Annotated in this window: 10 protein-coding genes; all 10 read right to left on the bottom strand. The window is 62.5% G+C overall.

Annotated features, from left to right (window positions below):
- Nucleotides 1-38 precede the first annotated feature (38 nt).
- The 10 genes from AOBCEHNH_RS05715 to AOBCEHNH_RS05670 all read right to left on the bottom strand — a co-directional run bounded on the left by AOBCEHNH_RS05715 (nt 39) and on the right by AOBCEHNH_RS05670 (nt 12,676).
- Nucleotides 39-1,640: a PTS transporter subunit EIIC gene (locus AOBCEHNH_RS05715; RefSeq protein WP_152063522.1), complete on the bottom strand. Its 1,602-nt coding sequence runs from the start codon at nt 1,638-1,640 to the stop codon at nt 39-41.
- Nucleotides 1,641-1,644: 4 nt separating this feature from the next.
- A complete protein-coding gene (locus AOBCEHNH_RS05710) occupies nt 1,645-2,532 on the bottom strand; it encodes a PRD domain-containing protein (protein ID WP_152063521.1) in 888 nt (295 codons plus the stop codon).
- A gap of 27 nt (nt 2,533-2,559) precedes the next feature.
- Nucleotides 2,560-3,114, bottom strand: coding sequence for a PTS sugar transporter subunit IIA (locus AOBCEHNH_RS05705; protein ID WP_193221198.1), 555 nt, complete (start codon nt 3,112-3,114; stop codon nt 2,560-2,562).
- Nucleotides 3,115-3,733: 619 nt separating this feature from the next.
- Nucleotides 3,734-4,372 (bottom strand): hypothetical protein, encoded by a 639-nt coding sequence (locus tag AOBCEHNH_RS05700; RefSeq protein ID WP_152063519.1) that lies wholly within the window; start codon nt 4,370-4,372, stop codon nt 3,734-3,736.
- A 153-nt stretch (nt 4,373-4,525) separates the two neighbouring features.
- Complete coding sequence (locus AOBCEHNH_RS05695) at nt 4,526-5,983, bottom strand: hemolysin family protein (protein WP_152063518.1); 1,458 nt, start codon at nt 5,981-5,983, stop codon at nt 4,526-4,528.
- A 151-nt stretch (nt 5,984-6,134) separates the two neighbouring features.
- Nucleotides 6,135-6,959: a PAQR family membrane homeostasis protein TrhA gene (trhA, locus tag AOBCEHNH_RS05690; RefSeq protein WP_226803316.1), complete on the bottom strand. Its 825-nt coding sequence runs from the start codon at nt 6,957-6,959 to the stop codon at nt 6,135-6,137.
- 141 nt (nt 6,960-7,100) lie between these two features.
- Complete coding sequence (locus AOBCEHNH_RS05685; RefSeq protein WP_152063517.1) at nt 7,101-7,838, bottom strand: LytR/AlgR family response regulator transcription factor; 738 nt, start codon at nt 7,836-7,838, stop codon at nt 7,101-7,103.
- 170 nt (nt 7,839-8,008) lie between these two features.
- On the bottom strand, nt 8,009-9,496 hold the full coding sequence (locus AOBCEHNH_RS05680) for a sensor histidine kinase (RefSeq protein WP_152063516.1): 1,488 nt from the start codon (nt 9,494-9,496) through the stop codon (nt 8,009-8,011).
- Between the two features lie 209 nt (nt 9,497-9,705).
- Entirely contained in the window at nt 9,706-10,983 is a 1,278-nt protein-coding gene (locus AOBCEHNH_RS05675; protein WP_152063515.1) for a metal-dependent hydrolase family protein, read from the bottom strand.
- 244 nt (nt 10,984-11,227) lie between these two features.
- Nucleotides 11,228-12,676, bottom strand: a complete 1,449-nt coding sequence (locus tag AOBCEHNH_RS05670) for an APC family permease (protein ID WP_152063514.1) — start codon at nt 12,674-12,676, stop codon at nt 11,228-11,230.
- Nucleotides 12,677-13,266 lie beyond the last annotated feature (590 nt).

The following is a 13,266-nucleotide window of genomic DNA, read 5'->3' as shown; positions in this document are numbered from 1 at the left end:
GCTCGCCGCGCCATCCCAAGAGCCCCTCATTTGCGGGCCTACATGTTCTCGAGGGCCTCCTCGACCTGGCCGCGGACCTTTGCGACCTCCATGCCGAAGATAATCTGGATGTCGTTGCCGTTGCGAACGATGCCGCTGTTCTTCATGTGATTGATGAGGTCCTCATCGATGAGGGACTCGTCGGCGACGTTCACGCGCAGGCGGGTGAAGCAGTTCTCGGTGGACTGGATGTTCGCCTTGCCACCCAGGCCTGCGATCAGATCGAGCACAGGGTCGCCGGCGTCGGGAGCGGCGGCAACCTTGTCAGCGGACGCAGCTGCCTCGTCAGCGGGAGCGGCGGCCTCCGTCACAGTGGAAGGCTCGACGTCGTCCTCCTCGCCCTCGCGACCAGGGGTGTGCAGGTGCAGCTTCTTGATGAGCAGCGTGAAGACCACGAAGTACAGGGCAGCGTTGATGACGCCGAGGACGATCATGAGCGGCCAGTTGGTCTTCTCGACGCCGAGCACCAGATTGGAGACGACGATGTTGATGATACCGCCGGCGGTCGCCGCAGGGATGTTCAGAACCTTGAGCAAGACGAGGCTGATGCCGGACAGCACGGCGTGGACCACGAACAGCACGGGAGCGGCGAACACGAACAGGAAGTCCATCGGCTCGGTGATGCAGGTGAGGATCGCGGTGATGATGAGCGGGAGGATGATGGCGCGGGTCTTGTCGCGATTGCGCTTGTAGGAGGTCACGATGAACGCCGTGCCGATACCCAGATAGGGCCACAGGTTGTTGAAGGTGTAGCTATTGAAGTAGGTGCTCGCGGAGAACGGCTGACCGACCATGGCCATCTCGGCGACGCGAATCGGATAGGCGCCGGCGATAACCGTATCGCCCAGGGCGAGCGTGCCGCCCACATCGGAGAACTGGAAGGGCGTGTAAATGAGATGGTGCAGGCCGAGCGGGACGAGCAGCTTGTTAAGCATGCCGTACAAGAACAGGCCGATGTTGCCACTCTCCTGGATCATGCCGGCGAGCGAGGCGATACCGCCCTGCACGGGAGGCCAAGCATAGCAAGCGGCCACACCGAGAAGCAGGGAAATGCAGATCATGATCAGGAACGGGAAGCGGACGCCCGAGAACATGGAAAGGGCGATCGGGAACTGCTTACTGCCGAACTTGTTGAAAACCCAGCCGGCGATGCAGCCCAGAATGATGCCGCCGAAGACGCCCATATCGAGCACCTGGATGCCCAGGACCTCGCTCTGACCGGTGCCGACCAACCCGAGCTGCGTGGGCTCGGCGAGCATGCCGAGCGCCTCGAGGGTGATGTTGTTGGCATTCAGGAACAGGAAGAAGGACATGAGACCGATGAGCGTCGCATGGCCCTTGTCCTTCTTGGCCATCGCGCCGGCGATACCAGCGCAGAAAATCACCGCGAGGTTGTTCACGATGAACATCAAGCTGTTGTAGATGATCTTGCCCATGGTGGCAAAGAACGGCAGCTGCAGGAAGGGAACCACCGAGGTGATGGTCTGATTGGTGAGGAGGATTCCCAAGATCAGCACGGTGCCCGCCACGGACAGGTACATCAGCGGCTGGACGATTGACTTGGAAAACACCTCCAGCGAACTCTTCAGCTTATTTGCCATTGCCTTACGCTCCTTTCTGTTGGTCGCCCGCCGCGACAGACGACTCCCCCGACGCGTCCGCATGCGGGGCGTGTACGAGATTCGCGATGTGGTACACCAGATATCCCTTCTCGGCATCGCTCACAACGCAGCCATACTCCTGCTCGATATGCGCGCCGATGCGCTCGGTGCACTCAAGCGCATCAGGGTACTGGTCTTTACCCAAGTGGAATAGGAAGGTGTCCTCGGACTGCGCGATGCTCTTGTCGAGCACGCGCTGGGAGAAGAACTGAAGGTGGCGCAAAAAGCGCTCGTATTGGACGCTACCCTCGTCATACGTGAGCCCAAAAGTTTCGGACACGGTATTGAGGATGCCGTTGATCATCTTGATTGAAAGCATCAAATGGTCGGCACGTTGCTTCATCGTCGCATTCACTATGTGCAAGGCGATGAAGCCCACCTCCGCCTCGGAGATCTCGATGCCGAGATGACCGCGAATGATCTCCCGTGCTTTGAGAGCAAGCTCAAATTCGCGCCCATAGAAGCGCTTGATCTCGAAGAGAAGAGGGTTGTCGCATATGATGCCCGCCTGCTCGCGCTCAAGGGCCATGGAGATATGGTCGGTCAGAGCGATGAGAACGTTGTCATCGATAACGGAATCGGATTCGCGGCGAAGCATCGAAACGATGTCCTCGGCGATGAGCAGGTACTCGCTCGGAATGCCTTTGATGAGGCGCTCGAGGCGCGAAAGCTGCGTGGGGTCATCGAGGGTGAAGACCTTTTCGAAGGACGCCGAATCAAGCACATCTCCGCGCTTGCGACCAAAGGCGATACCTTTGCCCACGGCGATGCGCTCGGTTCCCGCATCGTCGACCATCACGACATTGTTGTTGTAGACACGCTTGATATACACGGCTGTGACCTCGGTTCGAGCAACCGGCTAGCGAACCAGGGAGAGGACGACGTCGCCGCGCGAGACGGCACCAGCAGGGCACTTGGCCAATGAGAGGTCCGAACCAAGCTCGGTGACGACCATCATCGTCGTGTCCTCAAAACCGGCGGCCGCGATCTTCTCTCGATCAAACTCAACGAGAATCTGGCCCGCCTCGACGCGATCGCCCTGAGCGATGCGAGCGATAAAGCCATCGCCCTTCATGTCGACCGTATCGATGCCGATATGAAGCATGACTCCCATGCCGGCTTCGTCCTTGATAGCGAGCGCGTGGCCCGTCGGGAACAAGGCCTCCACCGTTCCGGAAATAGGCGCGACGAGGACGCCCTCGCTCGGCACAATGGCGATACCGTCGCCCATGGCCTTGCCCGCAAAGACGGGATCGTTCACCTCAGAGATGTCCATCACGGTGCCGGATACTGGGCAGAGAACCGTCGCAACGGGGGCGGCCTGAGGGGAGGCTTCGGCCGTGCGACCGTCCTCAGTCGCCGACTGCTCGACCTCAGATGTCTTACCGCCAAACAAGTTCGAAAGGAAACCCATTTCGTAATCACTCCTCGTGTTGCCGCATCGCGGCATGAAAAAAGACCGGACCGAAACTGTGCGGTTGCGCAAGAATACCGCCACTGGGCGGCGCTTGGCACTGCAAGAGTTTGGTCAGGCCCACGAAGCGCGTCGAGGTAACCTTCCTCATTTCTTGTTGCGGTTTGGAGTATAAGAATCCCCCGTGAGCCGCGTCAAGCCGCAGCACCGAGATGGGGCCTTCGTGCAACCGTGAACGGTAGCTATTTTATGGTAAACGGTCATTCGTTTGCAGAGCCGCATTCAAAAGATCGGACCGGAGGCCCTTCTTGGCTCCTTGGGAACCGCAGGCTGACGAGCCCTCAACGAAGCAGCGCGACGCGACGCGCAGCCATCAGGAACCATGTGCGGTTGAAACCCGTGCGCAAACGAGAGCTTATGAACGATTGGAGGATATGAACGATTGCAAAAATCGCACTCATGAGTCCATGACGTTTTCCCAGGTAGAGAGCTGTACAAAAATGGAGCTTATGAACGAATCGTTCATAAGCTCCTATTTCTGCCGGCAGAATCGTTCATATCCTCAAGGGACATGGCAGCACGACGGCGATGCCGCGCGGAAACGCGATGCGATGCCTTGCTACTCGGCGGCAGCGCCACCGAAGACGGCGCCCTCGACGTCATCATGCGCGACAACGGAAGCGCCCTCGGTATCGATCGGGCCGAAATCCTCGGCCCCGCACTCGGCGCCGTTCGCCGCGGCACCCGCGCCAGCACCGGCCTCATCGCCTGCAGCGGCCTCCCCGCGCAAGCTGCCAACCAGGCTTGCGAGCGCGGCAACCGTACCCGGGAAGTCCGGCGGCGTCTGATCGGCGTGCAGATACGCCCAATTCATCATGAAGGAAGCGGAGGAGAGCGCACCAACGGCGAGCGCGTCGTCGGGGCAGGAGATCTCAACGTCAAACAGGCGATCGTCGCCCATCACACCACGCGTGCGACCACTGGAAATACCGCCGGCGAGCCCCGTCTCGTTCATGATCTCGACAGTCAGGTGCTCGAGCAGGTGGGCAAGCTCCGTATGACCCATGCAGTCCTGGAACTTGGAACCCGCATCGCCCAGGCACATGTGCTCGGCGATGGCGGGGGCGAGATAATACACGCGGGCGGTCGCCTCAACGTCCTCGGACGTCATGAGGGGCATGCCGGGGTTCACAAGCACGCGGGCGGTCAGCTTCTTGGGTCCCACCGTGACCTTGAGAATGTTGAACAAATCGGCCATGGCCTTACCTTTCTCATCGGCGCCCGAACGGCGCTGATCGACTACATCGCTACGGGGCGACATGTGCACCCCGCAGACGCGCTCACTCGGCATCCGGGCGCCAGCGTGGCTCGCTCGCCTTGCGGCTCGCGCCCCGCCGGAGACGCGTCGCCCCTACTCGCCCTGCTCGGGCTGGTAATCGGGCGTGAGATCATCCGGCGAGATGTTCGCGCCCGCGCGCACCGAACGGGAACGCGTGGCGTTCTCCTGCACGTGCTCGCGGATCGCGCGCTCGACTCCGGACCGAACGTCCGCGGCGCGCTCCTCCTCGGAGGGCTTGGGCTCCTCGAGAGGCGCGATCACACGGATGAGCGAGATGCGCTGCCCACGCATGGACTGCACCTTGAACTTGTACCCATCGGACTCGAAAACCTCGCCGATATCGGGCAGGGAGTCGCACAGATCGAGGATCCAGCCGGCAATGGTCTCGTACTCGTCACTCTCCTCGATGGGCCAGCCGAGCTCGATCGCGTCATCGCACGGAAAACGCCCATCGACCAGCCACTCGCGCTTGGAGAGACGCGTGAGGTACTTGTTATCGGGGTCGAACTCGTCCTCGATCTCGCCGACGATCTCCTCGACGATGTCCTCGATGGTGATGATTCCGGCAGTGCCGCCGTATTCATCGACCACCACGACGATCTGGTCGTGCGCCGTCTGCATCTCGGAGAGCAGGGGCAGGATGTCCTTGGTGTCGGGGATAAAGGTGGCGTCGCGCATGAACTCGGACACGGGACGATCGCCCTCGCCGCCCATGACGGGGCCGATCAGGTCCTTGATGTGGGCGATGCCGACCACACCGTCCTGATCCTCGTGAAACACCGGCATACGGGAGAAGCCTGTCTGGCGCATGAGGTTCATGACCTCGGTAACCGTCTGGACATCCTCGGCCATGGTCACGTCCACGCGCGGCACCATGACCTCGCGCGCGGAGGCGTCACCCAGGTCGAACACCTCATGGATGATGCGCTTCTCCTCGTCGAGCAGGGTGTCCTGCTCGTTGATCATGTAGCGGATCTCCTCCTCGGAGACATTCTGACGGTCGTCGGCGTTCTTGATGCGCAAGATGCGAGCGAGACCGTCGGCGGAAACCTGCGTCAGCCAGACGAGCGGACGAGCGATCTTCTGGAACACCGTGAGCGGTTTGGCGACGCGCTTGGCCATGCCCTCGGCATCGGCCAGGGCGATGCGTTTGGGAACAAGCTCGCCCACGACGATCGAGAGGTAAGACACGGCGAGCGTGATGAGTACGGGCGCGAGGCCGGGGGCGACCATGGTCAGCGCATCGATGCCGAAGCTCGACAGCCACTGCGCGAGCGGGTCGGACAGGCTCGTCGAGGCGACCGCAGAAGACGCAAAGCCCACGAGCGTGATCGCGACCTGGATGGTGGCGAGGAAGCTGCCGGAATTGGCCGCGAGCTCGGCGGCGCGGGCGGCGCGACGGTCGCCTCCTTCCGCCTCGTGGTCGAGCACGGCGCGCTTGGCCGTGGTGAGGGCCATCTCCGACATGGAGAAGTAGCCGTTGACGACGGTAAGGACGAGTGTGGTGATGATACTGATGGTGATGTCCATGGGGACGGGTTCAAACCTCCTGGGTTAGTGAATGGCGCGAGCAATGCGTAATTGGGGACGGGTGCGAATTACACATCGCACGATGCACGCAAATCGATGTGTAATGTGCACCCGTCCCTCATTACACATCCGAGGATTTACGCACCAGAAGCTAAATCACGAAGAGGACCACCGCCAAGAATTGCAGCACGCTGCCGGCAAGAACCCACAGGTGGAAAATACTGTGCATATAGCGAATCTTCTTGAGAACGTAGAACACCGCTCCAACGGTGTAGCACACGCCGCCCACGGCAAGCAGCACGAGCGCGGTGGGATGCAGCGCGGCGACGAGCTGCGGCAAGCGGAAGACGACGAGCCAACCCATCGCAACGTAGATTGCGGCGGTGAGCCAATGGGGCTGGCGCTCGCGCATGAACGCCTCGAACAGCACGCCCGCGATTGCGATCGCCCACACGGCGATGCACAGCGGGATACCGCCGGCATCGGCCAGCGTGATGAGGCAAAACGGGGTGTACGTGCCCGCGATGAGCAGGTAAATGCAGCTATGGTCGATCACGCGAAAGACGCGCTTGGCAGCCGGGACGGCAATGGCGTGATACAGCGTCGATGCAAGATATTCGAGGATGAGCGCGACGCCGAAGATGATCGCACTGGCGAGCGACGCCGGATGAGCCCCGTCCACGGCCGCCTTCACGACCATGACGACGAGCGCGGCGATTCCGAGGGCGGCGCCTATGCCGTGCGTGATGGAGTTCGCGATCTCCTCGCCCAGCGTATACTGGGGCACCAAGTGACGCTTGACCGTGCGAGCCGCTGCCTTGACCGGCGCTCCGACGGTGGCGACCGCCTCCTTTGCGGTCGAACCGGCGGCATGCAGCAAGCGCTGCGCCCGCGATGTCGCGTCAGCGCGCGCTATGGGAGCAGGGACAGCCGCGACATCGGGTCGCGGCGAGGGACTGTCGCTCGCGTCAGGCATGGTCTCAGATCGTCCTCCAAAAATAGCTACATTGCTCGTTACTATAGCAAAATGACGTGGTACGCGCGAGGAAGCGCACCACGTCACCCATGTCTATGAAGACTCGTCACAACCCGCGCGCAGGAGCGCGACGGCGGCTCATCACGCCAGGCCGAGTTGCTTTTTAACACCGGTCGCACGCCTGCGGCTGACCGGGATGCTCGCGTCCGTCCGGCCGAGCTTGAGCTGCATGAGACCACTCGGCTTGAGTACCTCGACATCGCGGACGTCGTCGATATTCACCAGGAAGCTGCGATGCACACGTAAGAACCCCTCGTTCGCCAGACGGCGCTCCAAAACCGAGATGGAATCATTGACCAGGTAGGTGCCAGTCTCCGTATGAGCGGAGGCGTAATCGGCACGAGCCTCGATATAGGCGATGTCGGTCACGGGGATGTAGGTGCGCTTGCCGTTGCGCTCACCCTGGATGCGGCGCACGGGCTCAGCCACCGCCGGCCGGCGGGCGTTGAGGGCGTTCTCGACCTTGTCGAGTGCCTTCTCAAGTCGGTCCTGCTCAACCGGCTTGAGCACGTAGTCCGCCGCGTCCAGTTCGAACGCCTCTGCCGCGTACTCGGAAAACGCCGTCACAAACACGATCACCGGGGGCTTCTTCAGCTTTTGCAGCGTATCTGCGAGCTGAACGCCGCTCGTGCCGGGCATCTGAATGTCGAGGAACAACACCTCGGGGCCAAAGGCCAAAATCTTCTCGACCGCCTCCGTCGCCCCGCCGGCCTCCTCGATGCGTCCGACGCGGCCGTCCTGCTTGAGCAGGTAGTTCAACTCAGCGCGAATCGGCGGCTCGTCATCGACAATCAAAACACGCCATGCCTGGTCGGCCATGCCATCTCCCTTGTCCCATGGGCTCTGCGCCCAACACGCCATCCAATCAAATCGGCCGCGACGCGCAACCGCATGTCACGCACAGTCAGGGCCTTAGTGTAACGCGGGCGCAGGGCACGGCGCACCCGCATCGACCCGCAAGGCGCGCTGCGCCGCGGACCGAATCGCCGTCACCTGGCAGAGGGAAGCGCCGTCCCCTCCGGCTCGTGAGGCTCGCCGATCAGGTCGACCGTCACGCGCGTTCCCACGCCCTCCTGCGATTCGACATGGATGCCCGATTCCGCGCCGAAGAAGAAGTGTATGCGCATGAGCACGTTGACGAGGGCCAAACCGCCGCCGCGCCTGAGCGAGCCGTCCGCCGTAGTGGGAGCGCTCCTCCTGCTCATGGACTCGAGCTTGGCCTCGACGCACTCACCATCCTCCTCGGTGCAACCGCACGGGCATGTATTGTCCACATCGCGCTTCACGTCGAGCAGGTGGGCGAGCGTCTCCTCGCTCATGCCGATGCCATCGTCCTCGACCACAATCTGGATACCGTCATCCGTCTCAAGGGAGGAAAGCTTGATGGACAACGGCTCGACTTCACGCATCGCATGCTTGATGCAGTTCTCGAGCAGCGGCTGCAAGATGAACGGCGGAACGCGGCAATCGAGCGTGAACGGATCGAAGTCGACCGAGAGCTTGAGACGGCCGTCACCGTAACGCGCCTGCATGAGGTTGATGTAGCGCATGCCCTGGTCGAGCTCGTTCTCGAGTGAAGTGAGCGCATCGGAGTTCGACAGCGTCTGGCGATAGTAGTTCGAGAAGTCGATGAGCAGCGAGCGCGCCTTCTCCGGCTCCGTACGCACGAGCGACACGATGGTTCCGATGGTGTTGAACAGGAAGTGCGGATCGACCTGGGACTGCAGCGCACGCAGCTCCATGCGGGCGCTCAAATCCTCCTGACGCTCGAGCTCGAAGCTCGCCAGCTGCGTGGAGATCAGCTCGGCAAAGCCCGTGGCGAGCGCGGTTTGACGCGCATCGATGTCGCTGTAGCGCGGATAGTACAGCTCGAAGGTCCCCATGCAGCGGTCGCGCACGATGAGCGGGGCTGTGATGCCAGCCTGCAGGCGCGGGAAGAAATACGGCTCATCGGGACCGGTTGTCTCGCGCGCGAAAACCTCCATGCGCTCGTTCTCGATGACGCGCAGCGTGCTCTCCAGAACGACCGGCGTGCCCGTGGGGCAGCGGTCTGAATCCTCGCCCCAACTCGCGACGACCGCCGTGCCGTCGGTGATACAGATCGCCGAGGCCAGGGTCTCGGGTAGGATCAGTTTGCACGCGCCCAACGTCGCCTCGGGCACCAGACCGTGACGGGTGTAAGCGAAAATCTTGCTCGCGATGCCGAGTGTTCGGTCGGTCGCGGAGAGCGAGAAATCATCGGGCGCGACGAACACGTATGCAAAGAAGAAACACAGCAAGACGAGGCCGGCGATGGTGATAACCGCGGGGACCGGGTTGGGGTTGGTCACGAATTCGAGGGCCAGCAGGCCGAGCAACATCGGGACGCACAGGATGAGGCCGCGCAGCGCCCAACTCTGGGCGACGCGGAAGAATTTCGTCTGATTCCAACGGGCAAACGGCCGCCGCACGCAAACACCTACCTTTTTGACATTCATCACACGTGCTCCATGATACCAATCGGCCGAAAAAGCGCCCACCCCGAATAGCGGGATGGGCGCTCGTGTCGTCCCCCTGGAGCGGCGCCCTGCCCCGCCCCCGGGTAAACGTGGGGACTCCCCGGCCCCTCCACGACGCCGCTTCTCTATCTATTGCGAAGCCGCTACGCCTGGAGGCAGAGCCGAGGAGCCCTATGGGAGTAACTCAGTTACTCGGAGTACTTGTTGCCCTCACCGAAGGTACCGGCGTCGACAATCCAGCCGTCCTTCATGATGACGTCCATGTTGTCAACGTTGAGGGTGTGGATGTCAGCGGCGACATCGCCGTTGACGACCAGCAGGTCGGCGCACTTACCGACCTCGAGGGAACCGGTCTCGTCCTCGATGTGGCACATCTTGGCACCGTTCAAGGTGGCGCAGGTGATGGTCTCGACCGGGGTGAAGCCGATCTTGTCCACGAACTCGTACATCTCCTCGATGGAGCAAGTGCCGTAAGGAGTGACGAAGGAGAAGGAGTCGGAACCGATGGTCATCACGACGCCGCGCTTCTTGGCCTCGCGCAGGCAGTCGTAGTTGCGCTGAAGCTCCTTCTCGACGAGGGTGCCCTCGTACTTGTCATGCAGCTCGGGCACGTAGACCGGCGGATAGGTGGAGTACCAGGTGGGCAGGAAGGCGATCGTCGGGGTGAAGAAGGTGCCCTGCTCGGCCATGAGGTCCATGGTGCGCTCGTCGATGTCGAAGCCGTGGATCAGCTGCTCGCAGCCAAAGCGGACGGAATCGTAGGCAGCGGCGTGGTTGTTGTAGCAGTGGCTCCACACCGGGATGCCGACCAGCTTGGCCTCGTCGATGACGGCCTGGATCTCCTCGGAGCAGTAGTGCTGGTCGCGACCAGAGTCCCAGCGCCAGATGCCACCGCCGGTAGCCCAGATCTTGATGGCATCGGGGTTCTCACGCAGGCGGCGACGAACGGCCTTGCGCAGATCCCACGGACCGTCGACCTGATCGCCCCAAGGATGGGACTCTTTGTTCTCGAGCTGGCTGCAGTGGTGGGAGTCACCGTGGCCGGCGGTGCGGCAGAAGCCGAGGCCGGTGGCGAGGACGCGAGGACCCTTGAAGACGCCCTTATCGATGCAGTCGCGAATCTGAATGCCGAAGCGGCCGATCTCGCACACGGTGGTCAGACCGTGGGTGAGGCAGTCGTAGGCCTGCTTGACAGCGACGGCCTGCTTCTCGAGGAGCGGCTGCATGACCCAGTCGGTGTCATCGTCGGTGAGGTTGCCGGAGAAGTGCAGGTGGGTGTCGATGAGGCCGGGCATGACGGTCTTACCGGTAGCGTCGATGACCTCGTAGCCCTCAGGGGTGTCCTGGTGGGCGCCGGCGTACTCGATCTTGCCGTTCTCGTCGACGAGAACCAGGGAGTTCTCAACCGGATCGGCACCGGTGCCGTCGATGAGCTTGCCGCCGACGATTGCATACTTCTTACCCATGTTGTTCCTCCTTATTGGAACGATGGATTGGCTAGTGGCACCCGACCGCGCGGGGTACGTGCACGGCCGGGTATGCCGCAAGAGAGGAGAGACGCGGCGGATATGCCGCGATGGAACGCGGAGCTCGGTGCACTTTGTTCCATGGTGGGGTCGGCGCCGGGGCGCTCTCCCCTGGGGGGTCGGTGTGGACCCCCGGAGTGCGGCGGGCGCGTCGTGTCGTGCGCCCGCCGACGAAGGGGTTTCGCTACTTCTTGGCGCGAGCCTTGGTGGCGAACATGAGGATCAGGCCAACGACCAGCCAGCCGAGCACGATGGACCACTCAACCATGTTGAGGGAGGCCGGGCTGAAGGGCAGGACGAGCAGGCCGATGATGATGGCGCCGGCCAGGATGGCCAGGAGGATACCGAACTTGCCGCCAGGAACCTTGTAGGGACGAGGCAGGTCGGGCTCGGTGTAGCGCATCTTCAGGCACGCAAGGGCGACCATGGTGCAGGAGAGGATGAACGCCAGGGCGGACACGTTGGTCAGCGGGATGAGCATGTTCTTGCCCAGGAACGGACCGATGACGGTGATGATACCGAGGACCACGCAAGCGAGCTTGGGGGCGCCGGACTTCTCATCGACCTCGGCGAACTTCTCGGGGAGCTGACCCTTGCGGCCCATGGCGAGCATGATGCGGGAGGTAGCGCCGTAGAAGGAGTTCATGGGACCCATGGGCCCGAGGGTGGCGATGACGAGCATGGCCACGTACAGGATCATGTTGATGTTCTTCAGGCAGGCCAGAGCGGGAACGGGCTGAGCCACGAACTCGTTCCAGGGGAGGATGGTGCCGAAGGAGTAGATGCAGACCATGTAGAAGCCACCGGCGGCCAGGAGGGCCAAGGTGATGATCTTGCCGAACTTGTTCCAGTTCAGACCCTCAGCGGCCTCCTCGGCCTGCTGCGGGATGGTGTCGAAGCCCGCGTAGAAGAACGGGGTCAGCACCAGGACCGAGACGATACCTGCGAGCAGGTTGGTGGACTCGGTCTCGGCGACACCGCCGCCAGCGCCGGCGACCTGGGAGAACACAGGCATGGCGTTGTCGGGGGAGCCGGTCACGATGGAGACGCCCATGGCGAGCAGCATGCCGCAGAGCAGGGCCTTGGTGAGGAAGGCCTGCAGCTTGGCAGCGGAGCTGGCGCCGCGGAAGTTCAGGAAGACCACGTAGCCGGCGAAGGCGAGCGCGATCAGCGTCGGGAACAGGTAGACGTCTGCACCGAGGATGGTGTAGAGCTTGACGGCGCGGAGCCACTCAAGACCGGGCAGGCTGCCGAACATGTCCGAGACCAGCGTGGAGATGGCGATTGCCTCCCACGGGCACAGGATGCCGTTGCCCAGAGCCAGGAACCAGCCGGTGATGTAGGACGCCGTGTGACCGAAGGTGCGGTCGACGTACTCCACGATACCGCCGGAAACCGGGATGGCGGCCGTAAGCTCGCCAAACACCGCTCCGATGGGCACCAAGGCGATGGCGCCCAAGAGGAATGCGATCATAGCGGGGACAGGACCGCCGCCAACGACCATCCAGTCGCCGACCTGCAGGACCCAACCGGTACCGATGATGGCGCCGAAGCCGATGGTAAAGAAGTTCCACAGCGACAGCGTCTTCTTCATGCCGCCCTGATCGGCAGCAGAAGCGTTGGTTTCCGCCATAGCACGCCTCCTTTCTTTTGTTTGGGGCCGACGTGTCCACTCGTCGACCCGCCCCCTCGCGCTCGCCGGTTTGGCGGGCGCCTTTTCCATGTCCTGAAGAATATTGCCAACCGATGTGAAGGTTTGCGGTCAGTCGACGTTCGGAATGTCATCGCAGACGAGCGGGCGCCGTTCTCCGACTAACGGTCGTTGCGCGAACGCGCGGCCGCGCCCGTTTTTCCGTTCACCGCCCAAATCGACCAGTCGCGGAAGTGGGGCTCGCAGCCACCAAAGTAGGCTATAAGGCGAGCGGCCCTTCGCAGCGCCCCGACCCGATCGCACCCGGACGGACAGCCGCCCAGCTGTTTATATTCTGGCTGGTAGAATGTACTTCGTTTGTTTTCAATGGCGTTTGAGCCGTCTCGATCCGGGAGGCACCGATGGACGACCGATACCGCGGGGACGACCCCCGTCGCTCCGTGCGCCTTGCATCCTCCGCGAACAACGGGGCCACGCGCGACCGCGCTCCCCTGCCGCTCGGCGTCAACGAGCGGACGCGCGGCGTGGGATCGCACCCGATGAACGGCAACGGTGTTCGTCCGGGCAACGGC

The organism is Collinsella intestinalis (assembly GCF_902501455.1).
GTDB lineage: Bacteria > Actinomycetota > Coriobacteriia > Coriobacteriales > Coriobacteriaceae > Collinsella > Collinsella intestinalis.
The sequence above is the reverse complement of the archived record's forward strand: the minus strand, read 5'-3'. Positions and strand labels throughout refer to the sequence as shown.

Bases quoted from the DNA above. Each gene is read 5' to 3' on its own strand.
- AOBCEHNH_RS05715 (WP_152063522.1), bottom strand. From the start codon at position 1,640: ATGGCAAATAAGCTGAAGAGTTCGCTGGAGGTGTTTTCCAAGTCAATC.
- AOBCEHNH_RS05705 (WP_193221198.1), bottom strand. From the start codon at position 3,114: ATGGGTTTCCTTTCGAACTTGTTTGGCGGTAAGACATCTGAGGTCGAG.
- AOBCEHNH_RS05700 (WP_152063519.1), bottom strand. From the start codon at position 4,372: ATGGCCGATTTGTTCAACATTCTCAAGGTCACGGTGGGACCCAAGAAG.
- AOBCEHNH_RS05695 (WP_152063518.1), bottom strand. From the start codon at position 5,983: ATGGACATCACCATCAGTATCATCACCACACTCGTCCTTACCGTCGTC.
- trhA (WP_226803316.1), bottom strand. From the start codon at position 6,959: ATGCCTGACGCGAGCGACAGTCCCTCGCCGCGACCCGATGTCGCGGCT.
- AOBCEHNH_RS05685 (WP_152063517.1), bottom strand. From the start codon at position 7,838: ATGGCCGACCAGGCATGGCGTGTTTTGATTGTCGATGACGAGCCGCCG.
- AOBCEHNH_RS05680 (WP_152063516.1), bottom strand. From the start codon at position 9,496: ATGAATGTCAAAAAGGTAGGTGTTTGCGTGCGGCGGCCGTTTGCCCGT.
- AOBCEHNH_RS05675 (WP_152063515.1), bottom strand. From the start codon at position 10,983: ATGGGTAAGAAGTATGCAATCGTCGGCGGCAAGCTCATCGACGGCACC.
- AOBCEHNH_RS05670 (WP_152063514.1), bottom strand. From the start codon at position 12,676: ATGGCGGAAACCAACGCTTCTGCTGCCGATCAGGGCGGCATGAAGAAG.